Here is a 23,406-nt window from a genome sequence, read left to right as displayed (position 1 = left end):
TGACCTCCCGATAGCGCCGCACGATCCAGCGCGCGGCGTTCTTACCATACACTGAGACAAGCGGAAATCGCATCTCTTGCTCCGCGACACCCTATGTCTCACATAACGACTGGTGGCAATGTCCTGCACAGGCTTACGGCGAAAGAATGGCCCGGCCGGAAATCTCCGGCCGTCCATCTGTGATCAGAGGTTATTCGCAGCATCACCTGTGCCCAGCCGGATATCGCCGAGCGTGCGGAAGGTCAGGCGGGCAGCGATCGTCCAGTCGCTTGCCGTTTGATCCGACGTATCGCGGGCATCCGTATAGGCGATGGTGAAGATCGTGCACTCGTCCTGATAGGAAATGCCGAGCGTGCGTCTGGTGACGACATCGTTGTTCAGGTCCCAGGCAATGCCGCCGAAGATCGACCAGTAATCCTTGAACTTGATCCTGGCGTTTGTCTGAACCTCGTCTTGGTCTTCGGCAAAGCCATATGCCGGCTGGGCGCTCACGTGCGTATAGGTGACCTGGCCCGAGAAGGTATCGTTCTGATAGGCCGTGGTCAGATCGCCGCGATTGAACGAGAAATCCTTCTCGTCCAGTCGATAGGAAGCCGCTACGGAAAGACCGAAAGGCATTTCGATGCCGCCGAGACCGACATAGTCGGAACGATCGGTCTCGAGGCCCGAATCGGCACCGACATTCACGAGGTCGTCGGTTGCAAACGAGTTCTGACCCGCCAGCTGATAGGATTGTCCGAAGATGCCGTGCAGCTTGTAGCCACTGTCGAAGGTGCCGGTGTACTGGAAGCCGAGGTTTGCGCGCGTCCCGCCTTCGATACGGTCGTAGCCGGAGAACCTGTCGCGATCGAAAAGGTTCGTCGCGTCGAAGACAAAGCTCTGTGCGTCTTCGTTCGGCAGCCGGCCTGCGAGCGGCTCGTCAGGCCGCGCATAGATCTGGGCGATCGGCTCGAGAACATGCGTGCTGTTGCTGGTTGTGAACAGGATCGGATAGCGCATTTCCAGTCCGGCCGTCAGCATTCCGCGCGTCGCCGCATTATCGTCGAGATAGTTGCCGGCATACGGAATGCCGTTCGCGTCGACAGGACTGTCCATGTTGAGCGCGAAAGCATCGCCACGTGCTGCGAGCAACGGTGTGATCACCAGACCGGTCGACGTCACGAAGGTGCGCTTCCACTGCAGTTCCGTGCTCAAGCGGGTCGTCTGACCCTCCAGGCCGCGGAAGCGGTCGAAACCTGCGACATTATAAAAGTCGTCGTGGGTGCGCGAAATGTTGGTGAGATTGACATCTGCGGAAAGCTCACCGCCTGCAAGTGGCTGCGGCGCGACATAGTGATAGTCAAGCGTAGGATAGACGATCGCCTGCTGCTTTTCCGCGGTGCTGTTGCGGTCGGCGTCCTGTACGTCGAAATAGAAGGCGCGCAAATCGAAGTAGTTCCGCTTGCCGAGACCTGTCAGGTAGACGGTGTTGGAGTGCGGCGTGTCATCGTAGCCGTCAATCTTGTAAGTGCGCGAGAAGTTGTTGTCGCTCTGCACCATCACATCCCAGCCGAAGCTCCAGCGGGGATTGATCCTGAAGTGCCCCGCCGATGCGACCATGCCGCGCTGTTCAGCCTCGGCATCGCTTGTACCTTCGCTGAAATTGCCTGGGTTCATCTGATCGATGCCGGCAACGCGCATCGTCATCGTGCCGTTTTCAAAGCGGCGGCGATATTCGCCCTCGAGCATGAAGCCCTGCGAGGTATAGCCGGTGCCCGTGACGGTGAAATCCGAACTCGGGGAGATGACGTAATAATAGGGAACGGAAAGACCGTAGCCGAGATTTTGCGAAACGCTCATCGACGGGAACAGGAAGCCGGACTTGCGCTTCACGGTATTGTCGGGGACTTCGATCCACGGCAGGTATGCGATCGAACGGCCAAGCAGCTGGAATCGCGCCTTTTCAAGGCGGATCGTGTGCTTCTCACTGTTCTGGATAACGCGTTCGGCCTTGACCTGCCAGAAAGGCGCGCGTTCGGGCTTTTCGGCGCAGGGCAAGCAGGCCGTGTAGACGCCTTTATTGAGAATCATCTGCGTACCGCCGACTCGCTGGCCGGTTTCGGCAACGAGGCGGGTATTGTCGCTTGTCTCAATCCGCAGTGCATTCATGAAGCCGTCTGCGAAATTGTCGGTCACATCTAGGTGGTCGGCATAGATTCGGTTGCCGTCGGGCGTCACCATCTCGATGTTGCCGGTCGCCATCATGCGGCCGGTCTTCTGGTTATAGTCGACCTTCTGGGCGACCAGCCTGTAGCCGCCGTAATTGATCTGCACGCCGCCGATCACAGAGACGATCTCCTGGTCCTTGTCGTAGACCAGCTCATTTGCCGACAGCATCAGTTTTGCGTCCGGCGAGATATTCTGGCCGATCGCAGGCATGCCTGTAGCATTCTCCTGGGCATAAGCCAGAGGAGCGCTCTCAAAATAGGTACCCAGAGCTGCGCCTAAGAGCAGGGCAACCAACTGTTTACTAAACACCTTGCGGTCGCCTACCGCCACTAGCCATCCTCCTGATGAAGCAGGATCGTCGCGCCTAAAGCGAGCGCCACGATCACTGGTATCCAAGTCGCCACAAACGGCGGCACGACACCGCTGCTTCCAAATGCCTTTACAAGCACGGTGACGACATAAAGCATGAAGCCTGAAAGGATTCCACCCAGAATCACAGAGCGTGACTGGTTGAACCGGCTAAATTTTAGAGACACTGTTGCAGCAATGAGAGTCATGGCCACCAAGAGCAGCGGCTGCGACAACAGAGAGTTGAATTGAGTCTCAAGCGCCTTCGTGGATATCCCGAAGGATTTGGCGGCAGCGATACGGTTGGAAAGGTCAAAGAAACCAATTGTTTCCGGCGCTGTCAGCCGCTCCTTGATGAAGTCTTGCTTCAGATTGGTACGAAGCTGCTCCGTAGCCTTACGCACCGGGATTTCCCCAGGCTTGCGTTCGACGACGTTGTTAAGCTGCCAGTAACCATCTTCCAATTTGGCGGATGAGGCATCCTGCCTCAGAATGACCTGACCGGTGGAATCGAAGTGGACAAGCACGGCGTCCATAAGCAGCGTGCCGTTCTCCAGCACGGTCTTGGCGCCGATGATGACATCGTCCCGGCCGCTGATCTGGCGCAGCCACGGAACCTGCAGGGCCCTGATCATCGCATTGTCCTGACCGCGCCAGGCCGTTTCGAATTGGGTTGCCTGCCTCTGGCCCCAGGCGGCGAGCGGATTGAGCGCCACCACCGTCAGCACGCCGAGAATCAGGGACCCCGCGACAAAAGGCAGCATGAACTGCCAGACCGAGATGCCGGCCGCACGGGTGACGACGAGTTCATATTTCCGGTTGAGGCCGATAAGCACGGTGATGCCGACGAACAGCGCCACGAAGGGGATGGTCTGCTGCAGGATCAACGGTAGGCGAACGGCGGTGAGCAGCACGGCACCACCCAGCGTGTAGCCGGGGAAATTGGAGATGCGGCTTGCCGTCTCGCTGAAGTCCAGCAGGAAGGTGATGGCACTCATGCCGATCAGGAACCACATCGTGGTTACGACATACCGGCGGAAGAAATACCGCGACAATGTCCCGAAAATCATCGCACAGCACCTCCGCCGGTCCGGTCCGTGGCGGCAAGTACCCGCTTCTGCGCGCGCTTCCAGATCGTCGAGGTGCGATTTCTGACGACGAGCGGCATGGCGAGCCGCTTATGCATGTTCAGGAAAATAATCGAAACCAGGCTGGTCACGATGGGGATCGCATAGAGGATCGGGATATAGATCGTGCTCTTGTCGATCTGGTTGGCAACGTAGAACGCCGCCCAGCGCAGGACGAATGCGAGGCCCAGTGCGCCGATCATCGGATGCATGCGTGCCTCGCGATGCGATCGCGCATCCCCGGCTATGGCAAGCGAGAAAAGCGCGAAAACGAAGGGCAGCGTCCAGTCGGTCAGGCGGCGATGCAGCTCGGCGGTATAGCTGCCGGGTTTGGCGATGTAATCAGGATCTTTCGGATCGGGATTGAGGAGGAAGGCGAGATCGCGGTCGCTCGCGCGAAGCGTCGCCTGTCCGTTGTTTTCCGTCATGTCCGAAAGGTCGAAGGAATAGGAATCGAACTTGATGACCGAGACGTTGCCATCGGGCGTTTTGCGATGGACTTCGCCGTCATGCATGATCAGCGACGTGCCGATATCATCCACGGCGCCTTCGCGCGCATAATAGATGAGCTCGTAATTCGGGTCGCGCTCGTCTGCGACGAAGAGGCCTTTGAGCGTGCGGCCGGCGAGCCGCTGTGAGATCTGCACATAAAGGCCTTCGTCGATCTTGCGGAAGGTCTTTTCCTCGATCACGGACGAAAGAAGATCAGCATAGGTGGCGGCGATCATCTGCCGCACGACGGTCTTGGCACGCGGCTCGACGACATTGTCGACGAAGAACGAGAAGACGCTGATGAGGATCGCGAGCAGCAGAATCGGCCGCGCCAGGATGCTGCGGCGGGCGCCCGCGGCATCGATCACGGTCAGCTCGGAATCATTGTTCATCGTCGTCAGCGTCTGGGTAATGCCGATGACGAGTGCAAAGGGCAGCACGATGGGAATGATCGACGGCAGGATCAGCGTCGCAAGCGTGGCGAAGGAGCCGATCGACTGGCCGCTATCGGTCACCAGGTTGATGCGCTGCAGGACCTGGGTGGTCCAGATGATTGCGAGCACCGGGAGCAGGGCCACGAGAAACATCTGGCCAACACGCCGCAATATATATGTCTCGAGTAGTTTCATGCTCGCCCTTGAACGCGCCTGCAGGTCGATATGATCAGCAGGAGATTCCCTCTACGCTGTTTGTCTCGGTTTTGCGACAAGTCAGTGTCAAAAATTCATTCAAATTTCAGAATTTTTTTGTTGCCGTGGCGACTCAGCAAGTGCCATCAGCGCCGCGAATATGACGACCGAAGAAAGCCATCCCAGCACGACGTCGGATAGATAATGTGCGCCGAAGGAGAGCCGCATCGCGGGCGTCAGGATGGAAACGGCGGCGACGGGTGCCACAAGCGCATAACGTATCGACTTCGGAACGAAGATCAGCAGGCAGAACAGCCAGCCCGCGCTCGCAGCCTCTCCGGAAATGAAGGAGCAGTTCGAGACACACTTGCCGGCCAATGAACCGGCTTCGGCGAAATGCAGCGTACCGCCGAAGAAATCCGTCTGCACCGGCCTCGGCCGCCCCCAATGTTCCTTGAGGATCACATTGACGAGAAGAACGGGACCGATCAGCAGCGTGCCGAGCGCAACCTTCAGATCGCGGGCGCGCGGCGCGTTGAATGTCGCGCCATGCTGCTGATAGCACTCGGCCAGTTTCCACAGCATGACCGCGGTCACGACATAGGGAACGTAGAAGAAGAGCGTGCGTAAGAGACCGAGGATCGCCTCGCTCCGATAGGGGAAGGAGCCGCAGACCTCAGTTGCCGGAGCCGACGCGTCACAGGCCGCCTGCACGAAAAAAAGCTGGGAAAAATAAATGTCTATCCCGGGAAAGGCGCGGAACACGGCAAGCAGCAGCCACCACACCCAGAAGAGCAGGACAAAGACGCCGAATGCCGTTTGTGGCAGGCGAACTGCCGGACCCTGCCATCGATTTTTCGAAAAAACTGTCAACGCAAACATCTACGAAACTGACGAAAACCTTTTGGCCGGGCGGCCGCGCGGAACATAACAACTGTCGCCGGCCATTGACAGACCCGTCAAACGCGAAATTATCCCCTGGAACGGATTTCATGAATCCCATCGGAGAAGACATGTCTGCAAAATTCGAAATTTCATTCTCAAAATCGGCAAAGCTCAGCAGCGGCCTCGCGATTCTTCTGAAGACGTCCGAGGCCGACACCGCGGCTGGGGCAGATATTGCCGATCCGGCGGGAGTGATCGCCAAGGCGTCGAAGATTGCGCGCTTTTCGGCAAAGTCGTTGACTGCCCTCGACCTGGTGGCGCCCGAGGGTGCGCCTGTCGAGCGCATCGTCGTCCTTGGTCTCGGCAAGCCGGCAGACCTGACCGTACACGACTGGCTGAAGGCTGGCGGCAGCGCTGCCTCGCGGATCAAGAATACCGAGAAGGCAACGATCTTCGTCGATGCGCCGGGCGCAGACGTCAGCGCCAAGGCTGCGGCCGATTTCGCTCTCGGCATGCTGATGCGCGCCTACAGCTTCGATACCTATAAGACGAAGAAGAATGACGACGAAGAGAAACAGGCGAAGTCGGTCAAGGTGACGATCGTCACGGCCGATGCGGCTGCCGCCAAGAAGGCCTTTGCCGATGCCGAAGCGGTTGCGGACGGTGTCAATCTTGCCCGCGATCTCGTCAACGAGCCGCCGAACGTCCTCGGTCCCATCGAATTTGCGGCCAAGGCAAAGGAGCTCGAGAAGCTTGGCGTCGAGGTGGAAATCCTCACCGAGCGCGAAATGCGTCGTCTCGGCATGGGTGCGCTGCTCGGCGTTGCTCAGGGTTCCGTCCGTCCGCCGCGCCTTGCGGTCATGCAGTGGAAGGGCGGAAAGGGCAAGGATCGGCCGATCGCCTTCATCGGCAAAGGCGTCGTCTTCGATACCGGCGGCATCTCGATCAAGCCGGCTGCCAATATGGAAGACATGAAGGGCGATATGGGCGGTGCGGCTGCCGTCACCGGCCTCATGCACACGCTTGCCGCCCGCAAGGCGCCGGTCAATGTCGTGGGCATCATCGGCCTTGTGGAAAACATGCCTGATGGCAACGCCCAGCGTCCGGGCGACATCGTCACCTCCATGTCTGGCCAGACGATCGAGATCATCAACACGGATGCGGAAGGCCGCCTCGTGCTCTGCGATGCGCTCTGGTATTGCAATGATCGCTTCAAGCCGCAATTCATGATCAATCTCGCAACACTGACAGGCGCCATCATGGTCGCGCTCGGCAACAGCCATGCGGGTCTCTTCTCGAATGACGATCCCCTGTCGGCGCAGCTGACGACCGCTGGTCTCGTCACGAACGAGAAGCTGTGGCGCATGCCGCTCGGCAAGGAATATGACAAGATGATCGACAGCAAGTTCGCCGACATGAAGAATACCGGCGGTCGTCTCGCGGGTTCCATCACCGCGGCGCATTTCCTCAAGCGCTTCGTGCAGGATACGCCCTGGGCGCATCTCGATATCGCCGGGACGGCCATGGGCTCGGTGCAGGACGAGATCAACCAGTCCTGGGGCTCCGGTTTCGGCGTGCGCCTGCTTGATGAACTGGTCCGCTCGAACTACGAAACACGATGACGGAAATCCTCTTCTACCATCTGACGGAATCGAAGCTGGAAGACGCGCTTCCGCCGTTGCTCGACAAGAGTGTCGAGCGCGGCTGGCGCGTCGCCGTCCAGATGAAGGAGGCTGCGCGGCGTGATGCGCTGGATCAGCATCTGTGGACCTATCGAGAGGATAGCTTTCTGCCGCATGGCACGGATGAGGCCGATTTTGCCGGGGATCAGCCGGTTCTCCTGACGGTTTCGGCTGACAACGCGAATGCTGCTACCGTCCGCTTCATCGTCGATGGCGCCGAGCCGCCGGCCGTCGCGGATTATGAGCGGATCGTCTTCATGTTCGACGGTTACGATCAGGAGCAGCTTGAAGGTGCGCGCGCCCAGTGGAAGAAGCTGAAAGGCGAGGGGCATAGCCTCACCTATTGGCAGCAGACGCCGGAAGGGCGGTGGGAGAAGAAGGCCTGACGGGAACGTCAGGCTAGACCGGCCTCGGCCAGAACCCTGTCGATGAAATCCTTCTTCGCGCCGGTATAGGCCGCACGACTCTCGGCATATTTTTCCGCGAGGCCGATCTTCAGTTCTTCATAGGCCAGCGCAAGGGCTGGATCGCCTTGCAGCCTGTCGCGGAAGAAGATGTTCCGCCTCCAGTTGAAACCCTGATATTCGACGACATGGGCGAGATGCGTACGCGTCTCGCCCGTGACACCGCGACCGAAGAGATGGTCGTCGGGCACGATGTCGGCACCGGCATAGTCGTAGCCGATCGCCTCCATGGGTTTGATGCAGGCAAGTCCGTCATCAAGGCGGCGAACGCCGATCAGGATATCGATGATCGGTTTCGCCTTGATGCCTGGAATGGCGGTGCTGCCAAAGTGCTGTATGTCGATTGCCAGAGGGCCAAGCGCGTCGCGAATCCTGGCCTCTTCCAGCAGATAGGCCTCCCGCCACTTGGCATTGGGGTCGGCGAGCCTCACCGCCAGATGTGGGACGCCCAATCCAAACGATTCATCCTGCTCCTGCTGCATGGAAAACGTCCCTCACGTTTTGTTTTCCTATTCTAGCATTCTGCAGGCACAATGACATCTGCCCGTAAGGCCGATCAGTCGTAGAACGCCTCGACGAATTTGCGCTTGCCGAGCATGAAGGCATCGGCGACATGGCGCAGCGGCGCCAGATCGACATCCGACTTGCCGGCCTTGATGAGCTCGGCGAAACGGCGGTAGAGCGACGGATACTCGGCTTCCGGCGCAGAGAACTTCAGTTCGCCGTCGACCGAGAGCTTCGAACCGCCTTCGGAAAGAACCATCTGTCCGGCCGCGGTCTCCGCGATGATGTCCCAGCTTTGCTTGCCCGTCTGGCGCCAGTCGAATTCCGCGTGAACGGGAACGTAGTCGACATTGCGGAAATGCAGGTCGGCAGCGATCGGCGAGTCGCGGTTTTCAGGGAATTCCAGCGTGCCGGCGCTGAGGAACATCGCCTTCGGCAGGATATGCGTGACGATCGAAAGTGCGTTGATGCCCGGATCGAAAACGCCGAGACCGCCGGCCTGCCAGATCCATTCCTGGTTCGGATGCCAATGACGCACGTCTTCCTTCCAGATGACGTGCATGCTCTTGATCTCGGTCGAGGCGAGGAACGATTTGGCGGCTTCGACGGCAGCTGCATAGCGCGAATGCCAGCTTGCAAACAGTGTCGCACCCTGCTTGTTCGCGAGGTCCTCCAAGTCTTCCACTTCGCTCAGCGTCGCGCCCGGCGGCTTTTCAAGGAAAACGTGTTTGCCGGCAGCCAGTGCCTTGTAGGCAGCTTCATAGCGATACTGCGGCGGCATGCAGAGCGAAACGGCATCGATAGATGGTTCGGCGTCGAGCATGTCGTCGATCGAGGTATAGGCGGTAACGCCATCGACCGTACCGTTGCGGCTTGCCGTCGCCACCAGCTTGAAATCGGCATTGGCGGCGATGGAGGGGAGGTGTTGGTCGCGGACGATCTTGCCGACGCCGACGATGGCGAGGTTGATGGCTGACATTGTAGAGCTCGCGTTCGGTGTTTCGCTAAAAGTATGACTTATTGCGCGCCGTTTTATCAGAAAGCGGTCCGCGGGCAAGTCTGGTCTTTAGGAGCAGACGACGCGATTTTTGGACAATTGTCTAGCTCTTGATAAGCGCAATGGTTCTTGCGCCGCAGCAAAGTATCTCCAGACAGCTGCTTGCGCTGGCGGCGCCTCAGCTCGCCATGGCTCCTTCATATTCAGCGGAGAGCTCCAGCCATTGCTCTTCGGCGGCAGCGAGCTTGGCGGCGGCTTCGCCGCGCTGCTTGGCTTTTTCGGTGGCCTTGGCGGGCGCCTTTTCATAGAGCGCCGGATCCGCAAGTTCCGCATCAAGTGCCTGAATCAGTTTCTCCAGCTTGCTCGTCAAGGATTCGATTTCGTTGATCTTTTTCTTGAGAGGGGCGAGCGAGGCGCGCTTGTCGGCATTCAGCTTGCGCTGGTCGGCCTTCGAGGACTGGTCTTCAGGCTGCTTCTGTTTTTCGTCGTCTTTTTTTTTGCCGGAAGCGACGATCAGGTCGCGATATTCTTCCATATCACCTTCGAAACTCGTCACCGTGCCGTTGTTGACCAGCCAGAGGCGGTCGACGGTCGCTTCGATCAGGTGCCGGTCGTGCGAGATCAGGATAACGGCCCCGTCATAATCGTTCAGCGCCTCGATCAGCGCGCGGCGGCTGTCGATGTCGAGATGGTTCGTCGGCTCGTCGAGGATCAAGAGGTTCGGTGCATAAAAGGCGGCAAGCCCCATCAGCAGGCGTGCCTTTTCGCCGCCCGAGAGGTCTTTTGCGGCCGTCGCCATCTTCTCGGTTGCAAGGCCCATCTGCGCCACGCGCGAGCGCACCTTCGCTTCGGGCTCCGTCGGCATCAGCCGCCGCACATGTTCGACAGGCGTCTCATTCGGTACGAGATCGTCGAGCTGATGCTGCGCGAAGAAACCAATCTTCAGGCCCGGCGCCAGACGCACCTCGCCGCTCTCGGCCGCCAGCCGTCCCGAGATGAATTTCGCAAAGGTCGATTTGCCGTTGCCGTTCGAGCCGAGCAGGGCGATGCGGTCGTCATTGTCGATACGAAGATTGAGCCCCTTGAGGATCGGCTTGCCGGGTTCGTAGCCGACTGCGCCGCCGCTGACCACGACGATCGGCGAGGCCGGCTGCTTTTCGGGTTCGGGGAAGGTGATCGGCTGAACGTGATCCTCGATCACGGCCGCGACCGTGCCCATGCGCTCCAGCGCCTTGACGCGCGATTGGGCCTGCTTGGCCTTGGAGGCCTTGGCCTTGAAGCGATCGATGAAGCTCTGCAGATGCTTGCGCGCCGCATCGTTCTTCGCTTTGGCCTTCATCTGCAATTCGTCGGCTTCCGCCTTCTGCCGCTCGAACTGGTCGTAGTTGCCGCGGTAGAAGGTGAGCTTCCTCTGATCGAGATGCACGATCGAATTGACCGCGTTGTTCAGCAGGTCGCGATCGTGGCTGATGATGATGACCGTGTGCGGATAGCGGCGGATGTAATCCTCCAGCCACATCGTGCCTTCGAGGTCGAGATAGTTGGTCGGCTCGTCGAGCAGCAGCAGGTCCGGCTCGGTAAAGAGCACGGAGGCGAGCGCCACGCGCATGCGCCAGCCGCCGGAGAAGGAGGATGCGGGCCGGGCCTGCGCTTCCTGATCGAAGCCGAGGCCCGAGAGGATGCTGGCGGCGCGTGCTTCCGCCGAATGGGCGTCGATATCGACGAGGCGCATCTGAATTTCGGCGATACGATGCGGATCGGTTGCGGTCTCCGCCTCGGTAAGCAGCGCGGCGCGCTCCTTGTCGGCGGAAAGCACGATTGTGATCAGTGAATCCTCGGTTCCCGGCGCTTCCTGCTTCACCTGACCCATGCGCGCATTCTTGGGGATCGATATTGTCCCGCTTTCCGCTCCCAGATCGCCTGTTATGACGCGGAAGAGGGTGGATTTGCCGGCGCCGTTGCGCCCAACAAGGCCGGCCTTCGTGCCTGACGGCAGCGAGACGCTGGCATGGTCGAGAAGCAGGCGGCCGGCAATGCGGGCGGAAATGTCTGAAATCGTGATCATGCGCGCGGTTTTGGCCGAAAGCCGCCGCCAAGGCAAGATGGATCAGCAGCGCGTTTGGCCGATGACTGCCATCAATTTGTGATTTCGCATCAACGTCCGAAGGCTTGCACCGGTAGGCGCGGATTGGACTGGGCGGCAAGCAGCGCCACGCGGGCATTGGCCTGAAGCTGACCTGACGTGGCCGCATCGCCGCTCAACGCCACGCCGACCGAAATCGTCAGGCCGCTTGCATCAGAAGTGTCCGACGCCGCGAAAACAAGATTGTCCTCGACCGAACTGCGCAGCCGCTCGGCAATCGCCAGCGCATCCTGCATGCCGACATTGGCAAAGAGGAAAGCGAATTCGTCGGCCTCCAGGCGCGCAATGAAGTCGTTCTTCTTCACCGTCTTGCGGAAGAGGCCGGCAAGCTTCTTCAGAAGCTTGTTGCCGGTCTGCGCACCGTAGCGGGCGGTGAACTCCTTGAAATCATCGATGTCGATCATGATCAGCGCGCTGCCGGCCGCACCATCTTCCTGACCATAGAGATCGTCGAGCGCGCGGTTGAGGCCGATACGATTGGGCAGGCCGGTGATCTTGTCGGTGATAGTAGCCGCCTGCACGGCGGAAATGCCGCGCTCCAGCGCCGTCAGCCGCTCGATATCCTCTTCCAGCCTGGTGCCGATCGTCCGTTCCGCCGCGAGGACGTCTGAAAGCGAGGCGGCGAGATATTCGACCTCGGCCATGAAGTCGGCAAGGCTCTGGTGTTCCTGCTGGCCCGAGACGGATCTGAGGATGGTCTCGCAGGCGCGCGTGAAGGCCTGATGATGCAGGCGCCCCTCGGCCAGCCGCTCCGCAGTGTCCTTCAGCATGCGGCTCGCCTCGTTGCGCGAGCGGTCGCCCGCCAGCCCGTAATGGCCGACGAGCCGGTAGCGCAGGCCGAGTTCGTCCAAGGCCTCCTGCTGCGGATGTGAACCGAGGGCCGCGATATCCTGCGCCAGCCCGGCATTCAGGCCGACAAGCGCTTCGTAGAACAGTTCGTAATTGCGCGGCAGGCCCGCCACATTGAGCCGCATCATGTGCTGAGCGACCTTCTGGATGTCGGCAGCCGGCATCGGCCGGGCAGCCTCGCGCCCATTCAATGCATTTGCAACGGCAGTCTGCATGACGATCCCTCGCGGTCCGGCTTCGTTTCCTTCGTTCCGCTATGCCTGCAAGATTTTAAAAGAGGCTGAATTTTCAACGGGAAACGCTGGATTGGCGGGGGAACCGGCAAAGGCGGTTAATGCGGTCTTGCTGGCTGGAACATGATGCCGAAAAATGTGAGCGGTTTCGGATGACATCATGCTTTGGCGACCGTGCCACGCGTCTTTTCCGACGCGCAAAGGACGCGGTGGCACTTTATGCAGCCTAACGGCTCACATCCACTCTCGGCCCGTGCTACGCAGGAAGTAGATGAAGTCCGGTCCGAGGCTCGGCTTGCCTAGTGCCGTCGAAATCCATGACGTTGGCAAGGATCCTCGCATCATGCTTGGGCGGAACGACGATTTCAGTTCCGCTTTTGGATGGCAACGCAAAAAGAAAGGGCCGGCGTGACCGGCCCATCCGTACTCAATCATGCTCGATCGGCGCCGGCACCGCAGCCGGTGAGCCCTGCTTTCCAAGCCGGTCGGCGACCAGCATCGACAGCATCATTTCCACAAGGCCATTGGTTGCGCCTTTTTCGCCGCTCGTGCCGCCGACCTGGATCTGCGGCACGAGCGGCAGCCTGCCGTTTTCAATTGCCTCGGCAAAGCGCATGAGGACCTGCGAGTTGAGCTGATAGTCCGGCCCGCCGAAGGCCGCGACCTTCTTCTCGGTGGCCTCGGCTTCCGCCAGACCGATGGCGCGCACCTTCTGGGCATCCGCAAGACCAGTCGCCTTGATGCGTTCGGCATCGGCAAGGGCGATGGCCTTGATCCGGTCGGCTTCGCCGAGGCCTGCAAGGCGCACCTTCTCGGCCTCCGCCTTGGCGGTAACCTGAATAGTTTCCGCCTGCTGGCGGGTGCGGGCGAGCTGCGCCTTGCCTTCGTTCTCGCTGATCTCGATGGTGAGTGCCGATGTTGTGATTTTGGCCTGCTGTTCGGCGAGCGCTTCCTTTTCGCGCAATGTGCGCTCCTGGACCGCAGCCGCCTCCTGCAATTTGTAGGTCTCGACCTTTTCAACGGCGATCTGGCGCTCGCGTAACTGGATCAGGATCTGCTCTATGCTGTTCTGGCCATTGCTGGCGCGGGGCGTGCCGATCAGCACCTCCTGCAGTTCGAGGCTGTAGGAGCCGAACTTCTCACGCATCTCCTCGCCGGATTTGCGCTGGATTTCGCTGCGCTCCTGCAGCAGTTCGATCAAGGTCTTGGTCTGGGCGATATTCTTGAAATAGGCCGAGACCATCGGGTCGAGCGTCTGTTCGACGAGACGTTTGATATCCCCGAAACGCTGCACGACGAGGGGCGCCTTCATATAGTCGATATGCACGACGACCGAGAGCGGCAGCACCGGTTCGAACGCATCCTTGGTGATCAGCGAAACTTCCGAAAGGTTCTCGTCCAGCCTGTGCTCGCCGAACTGTTCCTTGGTCCATTTGAGCACGAAGTTGGTGGTCGGCACGATGACGATATTGCCGGCATAGGTGTTGAAGGCATATTTGCCCGGCAGAAGCGGAGTCGACCAGACACCGCGTGCGCCCGTCTCGACCAGTTCGCCGTGGCGATAGGATTGGCCCGAGATATCCGCGCCCCGACGGCCGGTATAGGAGACGACGACGCCCACCGTGCCGACGTCGATGATAGTCTTCTCGACCAGTTCGACCGTTGCGAAGATGCGGTTGAGGAAATAGCTGCCGTCGGCAAGCACTTGCAATTGCCGCCCGCGATAACCACCGGCATTGAGAAACTTCTCGGGATCCTGGAAATTGTTGTGGAAGTTCGGATCCTTCGGGTTGTTGGCAACGGTCGGGGCAATGATCTCGCCATCCGGCAGCGCCGGACCGTCATGGATGGTGACGATGCCAATCAGGTCCTCTGCATCATGGATGACGACGGGCGCGAAGCCGTTCCGCTCAGTGATCAAAGTCGACATGTCGGCAAACAGTCTTTGTTCCGAAGCATTCAGGTTGACGGCATAGGTCGTCTGGGCGGTCAGCACGATGAACTGCGCGAGATTGATGGCATAGGTGCCTTCGCGCAGGATCTTGCGCTGCGGCCCTTTCTGGCCGCCTTTCGTGAGAAAGCCGCGCACGTCCTGGAAATCATCGGCGTCGACATTCGAGGCAAGCGTCTGGGTCGGCGGCAATGGTTCGCCATCGCGGGCGAAGACGTAGCCGATCTGTCCTTGTGGAATGGTCACGAGATTGGCGCGATGCATCGAATACTGGAACGGCATGAAGAAATGCAGACCGCCGCGCACGACTTCCGGCTGGAAGCCGGCCTCTCCATGGAGCGCAATGAAGCCGTTCTCGACGGAGCCGCGAAAACTCCACAGTTTTTCGAGAATGCCAAGCCTGTCGTTTGGGATATAGCGGATCACGCCGCTCCACCGGAACAGGGCTGCCAGCACGAGGAGCAGGACGGCGATTTCGATTGCCTTCCATCCCGCCGGACTAAGATATTGCAGGGTTTCCATCTTTTCTCTCGTATGGGCGTGCGGGTTCGTCCACCCGACGGCCGCCCGGTTGGTTGTTGGTTGATAAGACGGGGAGGTGCGCGCCTATTCGCCCGACGCACTGAGAACGTGTCGAACGCTTGGGCTGCTTGTTGTCTGGGAAAATGACCGCGCGCCCAGAGTCCCCACAGAGGGCGGCGTGGTCGTGAGTGATCTCACATCGGTGTTGCCTTGATAGACATAACGCTTAAGCACGTAGGCACGACACCTGCAGGTTTAAAGACGTCTAGCGCGGAAATAGGGTAAGTATTTCCAGTGATTTCGCTATTTCGAGCATTCAATTCCGTTGAATTATACATGGGCGATGGCGACGAACTAACTTCTGAGCCAAATGGCGATCACAGCGAGTTTGACGAAGCCCGAAGCTGGCAAGGAAATCGTCATGGTTTGTAGAACCGGGAGTGATGACACCATGAAAATTCCTGATTTGATCGCGCCGGCTTTCTGGCATGGAATGAACCCCTTGCGATTGCGAAAGGACGGGCCATGACCAGAGCTCTCTATTCCCTGTGCGGCGCCGACGAGCGTCACTTCTTCTCGCCGCATTGCTGGAAAGCGGTGATGGCGCTCGCTCATAAGGGGCTCGACTTTGAAGAGGTTCCGACGACCTATAGCCGCATTGTTGATATCGGCGGCGGCTTCTCCAAGACCGTGCCGGTTCTGGATGACAATGGTCGGCTGATATCAGACAGTTTCGATATCGCCCTTTACCTGGAGGATGCCTATCCGGACCGTCCGTCGCTTTTCGGTGGCGAGGGCGGCAAGGCCCTGTCGCGCATGGTCGAGGGTTATTCGCAGATGATCATCCATCCGGCGATCATGCGGATTGCGCTTCTCGATATTCATTCCATTCTCGATGAGGGCGACAAGGCCTATTTCCGCACCAGCCGCGAAAGCCGCCTGGGCAAGCCGCTGGAGGATTTCGCCGCCGGCCGCGCCGCGGAGAGGGAGGCCTTTGCCGCCAAGCTGGAGCCGATGCGCCACATGCTGCGCTTCCAGCCCTTCATCGGTGGCGACAGCCCGCTCTTTGCCGACTACATCGTCTTTGGTGCGCTGCAATGGCTGCGCATCGCCGCAGGCCTCGCCATGCTGGCCCCTGACGACCCCGTCATGGCCTGGTTCGAACGCTGCCTCGATCTTCATGAAAGCCGGGGCCGGACTGTGACAGCGGCGTGAAATTGCCGGAGACCCCTTGTTTTCGGGCGGTGAGGCGGGTAAAGACCGCCCACTTTTCCCTGAGTATGAGGACTCGAATTATGGCGATTGAACGCACCTTCTCGATGATCAAGCCGGACGCAACGAAGCGCAACCTGACGGGCGCTATCACCAAGATGCTCGAAGATGCCGGCCTGCGCGTCGTCGCCTCCAAGCGCGTCTGGATGAGCAAGCGCGAAGCAGAAGGCTTCTACGCCGTTCACAAGGAACGTCCGTTCTTCGGCGAACTCGTCGAAGGCATGACCTCCGGCCCGACCATCGTTCAGGTTCTGGAAGGCGAAGGCGCCATCCTGAAGAACCGCGAAATCATGGGCGCAACCAACCCGGCAAACGCTGCCGAAGGCACGATCCGCAAGGTTCACGCTCTGTCGATCGGCGAAAACTCGGTTCACGGTTCCGACGCTCCGGAAACGGCTGCCCAGGAAATCAAGTACTGGTTCTCCGACACCGAAATCGTCGGCTGATTCAGCCCCGGAGCATTCCCTCGGAATGCATTGAATTGACTCAAAAAAGCCGGGCTCGTCCCGGCTTTTTTATTTCTAGGTTCAGGCCGGGCATTTGTCGGTGTTGGAAAAATCCGTCGATCCGTCCGCTTTGAAAACCTCGGGGTTCTTCTCGTAGCCCGCACCCAACACCAGTGGCTTGCTCGGCAGCACCGTCTGGTCGAGATCTGATTTGAACTGGGTCTTCAGCTCCTGCAAGAGCTTGCCATCCTTGTCGATCAGCCTGACGGTGACGGCGTAGGGCCGGTCCTTGCGCACGCAATGCAGGTTCTCGCTCTGGACCGAAATCTTGTCTTCCATCGGAAACACCTTCTGGTTCGTGACCAACGGCGCTCCGCCTTGCGGATTTTCGAATTCAGCGACGATGGTCGAGCCATCGGGAATAGGCGCCGTCTTCTTCAGCGTCAGCAGATAAGTGGCGCTTGCGACGCGGTAGTTGAAAACGAAGAGATGGCCTGTCACCTCGAGCATGCTTTCGGCCTGGCGCTGGCAGGCGGAGAGCAGGAGCCCCGCTGCCGCAAGGGCGGTAATGATCGAGCGCCGCTTCATGGCGTCTCCTCCTTCTTTTTCCTCCGGTAATGCCTGTTGGCCTTGGCGCGGTTGCCGCAGACGGCCATGTCGCACCAGGCCCGGCTCTTGTTCTTACTGCGGTCGATGAACAGCCAGCCGCAATTGCCGCAAATCTTCATCCGCTCCGCATCGGGCATGGCGATCAGCCGCAGAACCGAATGGGCCGTCGCCGCATCGAGGCCCTTCTCCGCAGCACCGCGCAGGGTGCACGCCAGCGCCTCCAGCAGTTCGGCAAGAAGCCGGTCGTCATTGCCCTCGAGCACGCGCCGGCGGAAATAGCGGTCCGTCGCTTCGCGCAACGCGATGAAGTTCGCTCTATTCTGCGCTCCAACCGGCGCGATGTCGCCGAAAAGTGCCCGTTCGGCGCAGAATTCCTGCGCCGCCTCGGGGAAACGCTCCATCTGCCCTTCGGCCTCGAAGCGGTCGATCCGGCGCGCAGTATCGTGACGCAGGATGACGCTATTGGCGACATCGAGCGCCAATGCGCCGCCAGAAAAACGGTGAGGGGTCCAGGAGAAGCTCATGGGAAAAATATAACTGGTAAAACGTATTTTGCCAGTTATTATTTTAAGCTGATCTGGAGTGTCGGAATGGCCTATCTTCTGCAGCAACTGGCGAATGCGGTGCCGCTCGCAGCGCTCTATGCCACGCTTGCCTTCGGTTATTCGATCGCCTTCGGTGTCACCAAGCGCCCCGACATCACCTATGGGGCGATTATCGCCTTTGCTGGCCAGATCCTGCTGCTCTTCACGGACATGGCCTATAACCGCCTCTGGCTGGTGCTGCCGGCGGCGATATCGATCGGCGTCTGCGCCTCGCTGATCTATTCGGTCGGGGCAGGGGTCTGGATCGGCCGCTTCGTCATGCAGCCGCTCGCCAGCAAATCGCCGAACACGGTCATTGTCGCCGCACTCGGCATGATGATCGTGCTGATGGAGACGGCGCGCCTTGCCGCCAATACCCGCGCCATCTGGCTGCCGCCGCTCTTGAACGACAACGTGACCTTCTGGAGCGACGGCACCTTCAAGGTCACGCTCACCTATATCCAGCTTCTGGACACGGCCCTGATGTGCGTGATCATTGCGATCGGCGCGCTGATCCTGAAGCGCACGGTATGGGGCCGCCTGTGGCGGGCGGTCATCGACGATCCGCTCGCCGCCGAACTCTGTGGCACCAGCGCCAGCCGGGTTTTTCTGGTGTCCTATGGAGCAGCGGCGCTCGTCGCTACCTGCTGCGGCATCCTCGCGACCTTCTATTACGGAACGATGGATTTCGGCGCCGGGCTGATGTTCGGTCTCAAGGTGCTGCTGATCGCAGCCGTCGGCGGCTATTCCGATCCGCTGCGCTCGGCGGGTGGTGCCGCTGGCCTGGCGTTCGTCGAGACGCTCTGGGGCGCCTACGGTTCCTTCATCTGGCGCGATCTCGCCATCTTCTCGTTGCTGGTGTTCCTGCTGGTGCTGAGCAGGCGCGAGCGCGTCGTGCTCTGATCATTTCCAGCGATCGCGCGCCGTGTCGTCGGCATCCTTCGCTGCGATCCAGTCGCCGGTGCCGCCGTCCTTTCCGTGTTCTTTCTTCCAGAAGGGAGCCGAGGTTTTCAGGAAATCCATGACGAAGCTCGCACCGTCGAAGGCCGCCTGCCGGTGCGGCGCTGCTGCTACGACCAGCACGATATTCTCGCCGGCCGCAATCTTTCCGAAACGATGGATGGCGGTCAGGCCGCTGAGCCCGAAACGCTCGATGGCAAGTTCGCCGATGCGGGTCATCTCCGCTTCGGCCATGCCGGGATAATGTTCGAGCTCGAGCGCCGACAGTGTCCCGCCCTCATCGCGGCAGAGACCGGAGAATGTGACGATTGCGCCGATGCCGGGCTTGCCCTTGGAAAGCCGGTCGACTTCTGTCTGAAGGTCGAAATCTTCGCGCTGGACGCGGATGGTGGGGGTAATGGTCACAGCAGAATCCTCTGCTGCTTTGATGTAGTTGCGGGAAATGCGGTGATGGCCTGCCGTGCCCACCCCCCTCTGCCCTGCCGGGCATCTCCCCCACAAGGAGGGAGATTACGAGCGGCATGAGCATCGTGCCCATGGACCGTTTTGCCGGGCTGCAAGGTTGATTGTCTGCGGAACGGGGCGCTCCCAGCCAATCTCCCTCCTTGTGGGGGAGATGCCCGGCAGGGCAGAGGGGGGTAACCCCACGGCACCACAGTCATTATCTCACCCACCCGTCATCGGCGGGAAAATGCCGATTTCCTTCGCGCCTGTTATCGGCTCGTCATGCTCCACATGCTCCTGGTCGATCGCCACCCGGATCACATCAGGATATTGAAGAGCCATCTCATATTCTTCGCCCAGGCCCTTCAAATGATTCAGAAGATCGGCAACGCTGACGACGGAAGCGGGGAGGTCGATTTCCTCTTCTCCCTTGCCGATGCGTTCGCGCACCCAGGCGAAATAGACAAGCCGTGTCATTCTTCGTCGTCCACCACGTGTTTCAGCCCGGCGCGGAAATAATCATAGCCGGTATAGATCGTCAGGATCGCAGCAATCCACAGCAGCGCGATCCCGGTCCAGGTCGTATAGGGGAAAATGGCGTCGCCCGCCGGGCCGGCAAGCAGGAAGGCGATGGCAACGAGCTGCAGCGTCGTCTTCCATTTGGCAATGCGCGTCACCGGCACACTGACTTTCAGCCCCGCAAGATATTCGCGCAGCCCCGAAACCAGGATTTCGCGGCACAGGATGATGATCGCTGCCCAGAGCGACCAGCCGGCAATCGTGCCGTCGGCAGCGACCAGAAGCAGGATGGCGGAAACCAGCAGCTTGTCGGCGATCGGGTCCAGCATGCGGCCGATATTCGACGTCTGGTTCCAGATGCGCGCGAGATAGCCGTCGAGGAAATCGGTGATCGAGGCGATGATGAAGATCCACAGCGCCACCCAGCGCGCCGTGTCGCTGCTGCTGAGCCGTCCCTCGATGAAGAAGCAGACGACGATCAGCGGCACCGCGAGGATGCGGCCGTAGGTCAGGAGATTGGGGATATTATACGCACGCGATGCCATGATGCGGTTCTCTATATTGATGCGGCGGTAGATGACGGCTTTGCCCCTCGACCGTCAACATTCTTTCTGTTTTTTCGCTGCCTTTGCGTGGAATTTGCGACCGGCACCGCTTATTTCGCGGCGTCGTCGTGAAAATGATTATAGACCTGCTTTGCGACGGTCTCGGAAATCCCTTCCACCGCCATGAGATCGGAAAGGGCAGCGCGTGACACCGCCTTCGCCGTTCCGAAGTGCTGCAGCAGCGCCCGCTTGCGGGATGGGCCGATGCCGCCGATCTCGTCGAGCGGGTTCTTGACCATCTCCTTCTTGCGCCGCGCCCGATGAGAGCCGATCGCGAAACGGTGCGCTTCGTCACGCATGCGCTGGATGAAGTAGAGAACCGGATCGCGCGGCGGCAGCGTGAAGCTTCCCTTGCCGGGCGCAAAGAAACGCTCGCGGCCTGCCTCGCGGTCCACACCCTTGGCGACGCCGATGGCAATCACGCTATCGGTTATGCCAAGCTCTTCGAGGATCGCACGCACCGCCGTCATCTGCCCCTGACCGCCGTCGATAAGGATCACGTCGGGCCAGGCGGGGAAGGGTATGTCGGCCGCATCTGCGGCGGAAACCTGCGCGCTCCTGTCCGGAATGCCCTCTTCCTTCAGCAGGCGCGAGAAGCGCCGTGTCATCACTTCGCGCATCATGCCGAAGTCGTCGCCGGGGGTGATCTCGGTCGATTTGATGTTGAACTTGCGATACTGGTTCTTCACGAAGCCTTCCGGTCCGGCGACCACCATGCCGCCGACCGCATTCGTGCCCATGATATGCGAGTTGTCGTAGATCTCGACGCGCTGTGGCACATAGGGCAGGCCGAATGTGTCCTTGAAACCTTCCAGCAGCCGTGACTGCGAGGCCGTTTCGGCAAGCTTGCGGCCATGTGCCTCGCGGGCGTTGGCGATGACATGCTCGACGAGGTCGCGCTTTTCACCGCGCTGCGGAACGAGGATGGAAACCTTGTGCCCGGCCTTTTCGCTGAGGGCGGCGGCCAGCAGCTCCAGCTCCTCCACCGTTTCCGAGAGCATGATCTGCCGGGGCACCGGCTTGTCGTCGTAGAACTGCGCCAGAAATGCGTTCAGCACCTCGGCGCCGGAAAGCTGCGGATCGGCCTTCGGGAAATAGGCGCGGTTGCCCCAGTTCTGCCCGGTGCGGAAAAAGAAGACCTGGATGCAGGAAATCCCGCCTTCGTGATGGATGGCGAAGACATCCGCCTCCTCGACACCGGCCGGATTGATGCCCTGGTGGCTCTGCACATGCGAGAGCGCGGCAAGACGGTCGCGATAGATCGCGGCGCGCTCGAAATCGAGGTCCTCGGCAGCGGCGTTCATCGCCTCCGCAATGTGCTCCTTCACCTTCTGGCTCTTGCCGGACAGGAAGTCCTTGGCTTCCTGAACCAGCTCCGCATAGCCCTCGTCACTGACCTCACGGGTGCAGGGCCCGGAACAGCGCTTGATCTGATAGAGCAGGCAGGGCCGGGTGCGCGTCTCGAAGACGCTGTCGGTACAGGTGCGGATCAGGAACGCGCGCTGCAGCGAATTGATCGTGCGTCCGACAGCGCCTGCCGAAGCAAAGGGGCCGAAATAATCGCCCTTGCGGGCGCGCGCACCGCGATGCTTGAAGATGGCCGGTGCGCGGTGATCGCCGGTAATCAGGATATAGGGAAACGACTTGTCGTCACGCAGCAGAACATTAAAGCGCGGCCGCAAGCGCTTGATCAGATTCGCTTCCAGCAGCAGCGCCTCGGTCTCCGTCCGCGTCGTGACGAATTCCATATTGGCGGTCTGGCGCACCATCTGGGCGATGCGGTTGGAGTGTACGCGACCCATCGCATAGTTGCCGACGCGCTTCTTCAGGCTGCGGGCCTTGCCGACATAGAGAACGTCACCCGCCTCGTTGAACATGCGGTAGACGCCGGGACTGTTCGGCAGGCGCTTGACGAATTCGGCGATCAGATCCGCACCGACAAGGCCGGTCTCGTTGATGCTGCCGGCATTCCAGTCGACCGCCGCAGAAATCGGCGAAGCGGAGGCATCGCCTTCCACCTCGATGATGTCGTCGTCGTTCTCGTCAGTCTCGTCGTAAAGAACACCGCCATCGGGCAGCTTCTTGGCATTCATTCCTTGATCTCCAGCACATCAGGCGTCTGCCATGCGAGATGCTGGCCGCCGTCGAGTGCAATCATCTGACCCGTGATCGAAGGGGTCTCGAACAGAAAACGAATCGTTCGGCCGAATTCCTTGAGCTCAGGCCCCCGTTTCAAGATAAGGGCTGCGACCTGCGCTTGGAAGTCTTCCTGCAATTGTCTTTCGCTCGGTATCGACGGGCCGGGGCCGATCGCATTCACGCGGATGCGTGGCGCCAGCGCCTGCGCCATGGTCTGTGTCGCCGTCCACAGCGCCGATTTCGAAAGGGTATAGGAGAAGAAGCTCGGCCGCAGTGCCCAGACGCGCTGGTCGATAATATTGACGATCAGCCCCTCCGCCGTCGCCGGCAGCTGTTCGGCGAATTTAGCGGCCAGGATTGACGGCGCGCGAACATGGACGGCGAAGTGCTGGTCCCACACTTGCGCATCGAATTTGAGGAGTGAATCCTCCAGAAAAATCGACGCATTGTTGACGAGCAGGTCGATCGGCCCGAGCGCTCCGCGCACCTGTTCGACAAGCCCGATTACCTCATCGATTTTGGCAAGATCGGCCTTGATCGCAACCGCCTTATGACCCCTTTGCCGCAATTCCGACACAAAATCCTCGGCCTCGGCGAGCGAGCCATTGGCATGGATCGCAACCGAAAATCCATTAGCAACAAGGTCTTCGGCGATCGCCCGGCCTATTCTTTTGGCAGAACCCGTCACAAGCGCCGCGCGAAGTCTATTCTGGGTCAAGATCCTGCCTTCTGGTCCTGCGAGTGCGTTTGCTGACTATATAAGGGCAGGCTCTGATTATATAAATAGGCCGAAA

21 protein-coding genes and 1 pseudogene are annotated in these 23,406 nt (G+C 60.0%); 5 read left to right on the top strand and 17 right to left on the bottom strand.

Annotated features, from left to right (window positions below; translation table 11 throughout):
* Nucleotides 1–183: 183 nt before the first annotated feature.
* The 4 genes from PMI11_RS18925 to PMI11_RS18910 all read right to left on the bottom strand — a co-directional run bounded on the left by PMI11_RS18925 (nucleotide 184) and on the right by PMI11_RS18910 (nucleotide 5,677).
* The gene (locus PMI11_RS18925; RefSeq protein WP_007820083.1) at nucleotides 184–2,538 is read right to left on the bottom strand and encodes an LPS-assembly protein LptD; all 2,355 of its coding nucleotides are present in this window, start codon (nucleotides 2,536–2,538) and stop codon (nucleotides 184–186) included.
* Nucleotides 2,538–3,626 (bottom strand): LPS export ABC transporter permease LptG, encoded by a 1,089-nt coding sequence (gene lptG / locus PMI11_RS18920; RefSeq protein ID WP_007820081.1) that lies wholly within the window; start codon nucleotides 3,624–3,626, stop codon nucleotides 2,538–2,540. The genes PMI11_RS18925 and lptG overlap by 1 nt, the downstream gene beginning before the upstream one ends.
* Complete coding sequence (locus PMI11_RS18915; protein WP_007820079.1) at nucleotides 3,623–4,804, bottom strand: LptF/LptG family permease; 1,182 nt, start codon at nucleotides 4,802–4,804, stop codon at nucleotides 3,623–3,625. The genes lptG and PMI11_RS18915 overlap by 4 nt, the downstream gene beginning before the upstream one ends.
* Nucleotides 4,805–4,903: 99 nt before the next feature.
* A complete protein-coding gene (locus tag PMI11_RS18910) occupies nucleotides 4,904–5,677 on the bottom strand; it encodes a phosphatase PAP2 family protein (protein ID WP_193385616.1) in 774 nt (257 codons plus the stop codon).
* Between the two features lie 140 nt (nucleotides 5,678–5,817).
* Between PMI11_RS18910 and PMI11_RS18905 the strand changes: the two genes are divergently transcribed.
* Nucleotides 5,818–7,311, top strand: coding sequence for a leucyl aminopeptidase (locus PMI11_RS18905; RefSeq protein ID WP_007820076.1), 1,494 nt, complete (start codon nucleotides 5,818–5,820; stop codon nucleotides 7,309–7,311).
* The gene (locus PMI11_RS18900) at nucleotides 7,308–7,757 is read left to right on the top strand and encodes a DNA polymerase III subunit chi (protein ID WP_007820074.1); all 450 of its coding nucleotides are present in this window, start codon (nucleotides 7,308–7,310) and stop codon (nucleotides 7,755–7,757) included. Before PMI11_RS18905 ends, PMI11_RS18900 begins: the two co-directional genes overlap by 4 nt.
* Before the next feature lie 8 nt (nucleotides 7,758–7,765).
* On the opposite strand, the gene PMI11_RS18895 is transcribed toward PMI11_RS18900, so the two are convergent.
* From PMI11_RS18895 to PMI11_RS18875, 6 genes and pseudogenes are all read right to left on the bottom strand, one after another.
* Nucleotides 7,766–8,317: a GrpB family protein gene (locus PMI11_RS18895; protein WP_007820072.1), complete on the bottom strand. Its 552-nt coding sequence runs from the start codon at nucleotides 8,315–8,317 to the stop codon at nucleotides 7,766–7,768.
* A gap of 74 nt (nucleotides 8,318–8,391) precedes the next feature.
* A complete protein-coding gene (locus PMI11_RS18890; RefSeq protein ID WP_007820070.1) occupies nucleotides 8,392–9,318 on the bottom strand; it encodes a Gfo/Idh/MocA family protein in 927 nt (308 codons plus the stop codon).
* 196 nt (nucleotides 9,319–9,514) lie between these two features.
* Nucleotides 9,515–11,401: an ABC-F family ATP-binding cassette domain-containing protein gene (locus PMI11_RS18885; protein ID WP_007820069.1), complete on the bottom strand. Its 1,887-nt coding sequence runs from the start codon at nucleotides 11,399–11,401 to the stop codon at nucleotides 9,515–9,517.
* 89 nt (nucleotides 11,402–11,490) lie between these two features.
* Entirely contained in the window at nucleotides 11,491–12,543 is a 1,053-nt protein-coding gene (locus tag PMI11_RS18880; RefSeq protein WP_007820067.1) for a GGDEF domain-containing protein, read from the bottom strand.
* A gap of 252 nt (nucleotides 12,544–12,795) precedes the next feature.
* A pseudogene (locus PMI11_RS37365) lies at nucleotides 12,796–12,870 on the bottom strand (damage-inducible protein DinB); the annotation flags it as partial.
* Between the two features lie 118 nt (nucleotides 12,871–12,988).
* Nucleotides 12,989–15,034: an SPFH domain-containing protein gene (locus PMI11_RS18875; RefSeq protein WP_007820066.1), complete on the bottom strand. Its 2,046-nt coding sequence runs from the start codon at nucleotides 15,032–15,034 to the stop codon at nucleotides 12,989–12,991.
* A 525-nt stretch (nucleotides 15,035–15,559) separates the two neighbouring features.
* On the opposite strand from PMI11_RS18875, the gene PMI11_RS18870 reads away from it, so the two are divergent.
* Nucleotides 15,560–16,249, top strand: coding sequence for a glutathione S-transferase family protein (locus tag PMI11_RS18870; RefSeq protein ID WP_007820065.1), 690 nt, complete (start codon nucleotides 15,560–15,562; stop codon nucleotides 16,247–16,249).
* 80 nt (nucleotides 16,250–16,329) lie between these two features.
* Entirely contained in the window at nucleotides 16,330–16,752 is a 423-nt protein-coding gene (ndk, locus tag PMI11_RS18865) for a nucleoside-diphosphate kinase (RefSeq protein WP_007820064.1), read from the top strand.
* A gap of 81 nt (nucleotides 16,753–16,833) precedes the next feature.
* Here ndk and PMI11_RS18860 read toward each other — a convergent pair whose 3' ends face one another.
* Together PMI11_RS18860 and PMI11_RS18855 are read right to left on the bottom strand one after the other, a co-directional pair.
* Nucleotides 16,834–17,340, bottom strand: a complete 507-nt coding sequence (locus PMI11_RS18860; protein ID WP_007820062.1) for a hypothetical protein — start codon at nucleotides 17,338–17,340, stop codon at nucleotides 16,834–16,836.
* Nucleotides 17,337–17,885: a CGNR zinc finger domain-containing protein gene (locus tag PMI11_RS18855; RefSeq protein WP_007820060.1), complete on the bottom strand. Its 549-nt coding sequence runs from the start codon at nucleotides 17,883–17,885 to the stop codon at nucleotides 17,337–17,339. The genes PMI11_RS18860 and PMI11_RS18855 overlap by 4 nt, the downstream gene beginning before the upstream one ends.
* 66 nt (nucleotides 17,886–17,951) lie before the next feature.
* Between PMI11_RS18855 and PMI11_RS18850 the strand changes: the two genes are divergently transcribed.
* Nucleotides 17,952–18,848, top strand: a complete 897-nt coding sequence (locus PMI11_RS18850; RefSeq protein WP_007820058.1) for a branched-chain amino acid ABC transporter permease — start codon at nucleotides 17,952–17,954, stop codon at nucleotides 18,846–18,848.
* Here the strand turns inward: PMI11_RS18850 and PMI11_RS18845 are convergent, their stop codons facing one another.
* The 5 genes from PMI11_RS18845 to PMI11_RS18825 all read right to left on the bottom strand — a co-directional run bounded on the left by PMI11_RS18845 (nucleotide 18,849) and on the right by PMI11_RS18825 (nucleotide 23,330).
* The gene (locus tag PMI11_RS18845) at nucleotides 18,849–19,310 is read right to left on the bottom strand and encodes a molybdenum cofactor biosynthesis protein MoaE (RefSeq protein WP_007820056.1); all 462 of its coding nucleotides are present in this window, start codon (nucleotides 19,308–19,310) and stop codon (nucleotides 18,849–18,851) included.
* Nucleotides 19,311–19,571: 261 nt separating this feature from the next.
* Complete coding sequence (gene moaD, locus PMI11_RS18840) at nucleotides 19,572–19,826, bottom strand: molybdopterin converting factor subunit 1 (protein WP_007820055.1); 255 nt, start codon at nucleotides 19,824–19,826, stop codon at nucleotides 19,572–19,574.
* Entirely contained in the window at nucleotides 19,823–20,413 is a 591-nt protein-coding gene (gene pgsA, locus PMI11_RS18835) for a CDP-diacylglycerol--glycerol-3-phosphate 3-phosphatidyltransferase (protein WP_007820054.1), read from the bottom strand. The genes moaD and pgsA overlap by 4 nt, the downstream gene beginning before the upstream one ends.
* Nucleotides 20,414–20,523: 110 nt before the next feature.
* On the bottom strand, nucleotides 20,524–22,566 hold the full coding sequence (gene uvrC / locus PMI11_RS18830) for an excinuclease ABC subunit UvrC (protein WP_007820053.1): 2,043 nt from the start codon (nucleotides 22,564–22,566) through the stop codon (nucleotides 20,524–20,526).
* Nucleotides 22,563–23,330, bottom strand: a complete 768-nt coding sequence (locus PMI11_RS18825) for an SDR family oxidoreductase (protein ID WP_007820052.1) — start codon at nucleotides 23,328–23,330, stop codon at nucleotides 22,563–22,565. The genes uvrC and PMI11_RS18825 overlap by 4 nt, the downstream gene beginning before the upstream one ends.
* Between the last annotated feature and the right edge of the window lie 76 nt (nucleotides 23,331–23,406).

It is taken from the genome of Rhizobium sp. CF142 (assembly GCF_000281145.1).
Classification (GTDB): Bacteria; Pseudomonadota; Alphaproteobacteria; order Rhizobiales; family Rhizobiaceae; genus Rhizobium.
This window is presented reverse-complemented; position numbering and strand designations above follow the sequence as displayed.

Bases quoted from the DNA above. Each gene is read 5' to 3' on its own strand.
- PMI11_RS18870 (WP_007820065.1), top strand. From the start codon at position 15,560: ATGACCAGAGCTCTCTATTCCCTGTGCGGCGCCGACGAGCGTCACTTC.
- PMI11_RS18885 (WP_007820069.1), bottom strand. From the start codon at position 11,401: ATGATCACGATTTCAGACATTTCCGCCCGCATTGCCGGCCGCCTGCTT.
- PMI11_RS18905 (WP_007820076.1), top strand. From the start codon at position 5,818: ATGTCTGCAAAATTCGAAATTTCATTCTCAAAATCGGCAAAGCTCAGC.
- pgsA (WP_007820054.1), bottom strand. From the start codon at position 20,413: ATGGCATCGCGTGCGTATAATATCCCCAATCTCCTGACCTACGGCCGC.
- PMI11_RS18855 (WP_007820060.1), bottom strand. From the start codon at position 17,885: ATGAGCTTCTCCTGGACCCCTCACCGTTTTTCTGGCGGCGCATTGGCG.
- lptG (WP_007820081.1), bottom strand. From the start codon at position 3,626: ATGATTTTCGGGACATTGTCGCGGTATTTCTTCCGCCGGTATGTCGTA.
- PMI11_RS18900 (WP_007820074.1), top strand. From the start codon at position 7,308: ATGACGGAAATCCTCTTCTACCATCTGACGGAATCGAAGCTGGAAGAC.
- PMI11_RS18890 (WP_007820070.1), bottom strand. From the start codon at position 9,318: ATGTCAGCCATCAACCTCGCCATCGTCGGCGTCGGCAAGATCGTCCGC.
- PMI11_RS18915 (WP_007820079.1), bottom strand. From the start codon at position 4,804: ATGAAACTACTCGAGACATATATATTGCGGCGTGTTGGCCAGATGTTT.
- PMI11_RS18875 (WP_007820066.1), bottom strand. From the start codon at position 15,034: ATGGAAACCCTGCAATATCTTAGTCCGGCGGGATGGAAGGCAATCGAA.
- uvrC (WP_007820053.1), bottom strand. From the start codon at position 22,566: ATGAATGCCAAGAAGCTGCCCGATGGCGGTGTTCTTTACGACGAGACT.
- PMI11_RS18880 (WP_007820067.1), bottom strand. From the start codon at position 12,543: ATGCAGACTGCCGTTGCAAATGCATTGAATGGGCGCGAGGCTGCCCGG.
- PMI11_RS18850 (WP_007820058.1), top strand. From the start codon at position 17,952: ATGGCCTATCTTCTGCAGCAACTGGCGAATGCGGTGCCGCTCGCAGCG.
- PMI11_RS18895 (WP_007820072.1), bottom strand. From the start codon at position 8,317: ATGCAGCAGGAGCAGGATGAATCGTTTGGATTGGGCGTCCCACATCTG.
- moaD (WP_007820055.1), bottom strand. From the start codon at position 19,826: ATGACACGGCTTGTCTATTTCGCCTGGGTGCGCGAACGCATCGGCAAG.
- ndk (WP_007820064.1), top strand. From the start codon at position 16,330: ATGGCGATTGAACGCACCTTCTCGATGATCAAGCCGGACGCAACGAAG.
- PMI11_RS18860 (WP_007820062.1), bottom strand. From the start codon at position 17,340: ATGAAGCGGCGCTCGATCATTACCGCCCTTGCGGCAGCGGGGCTCCTG.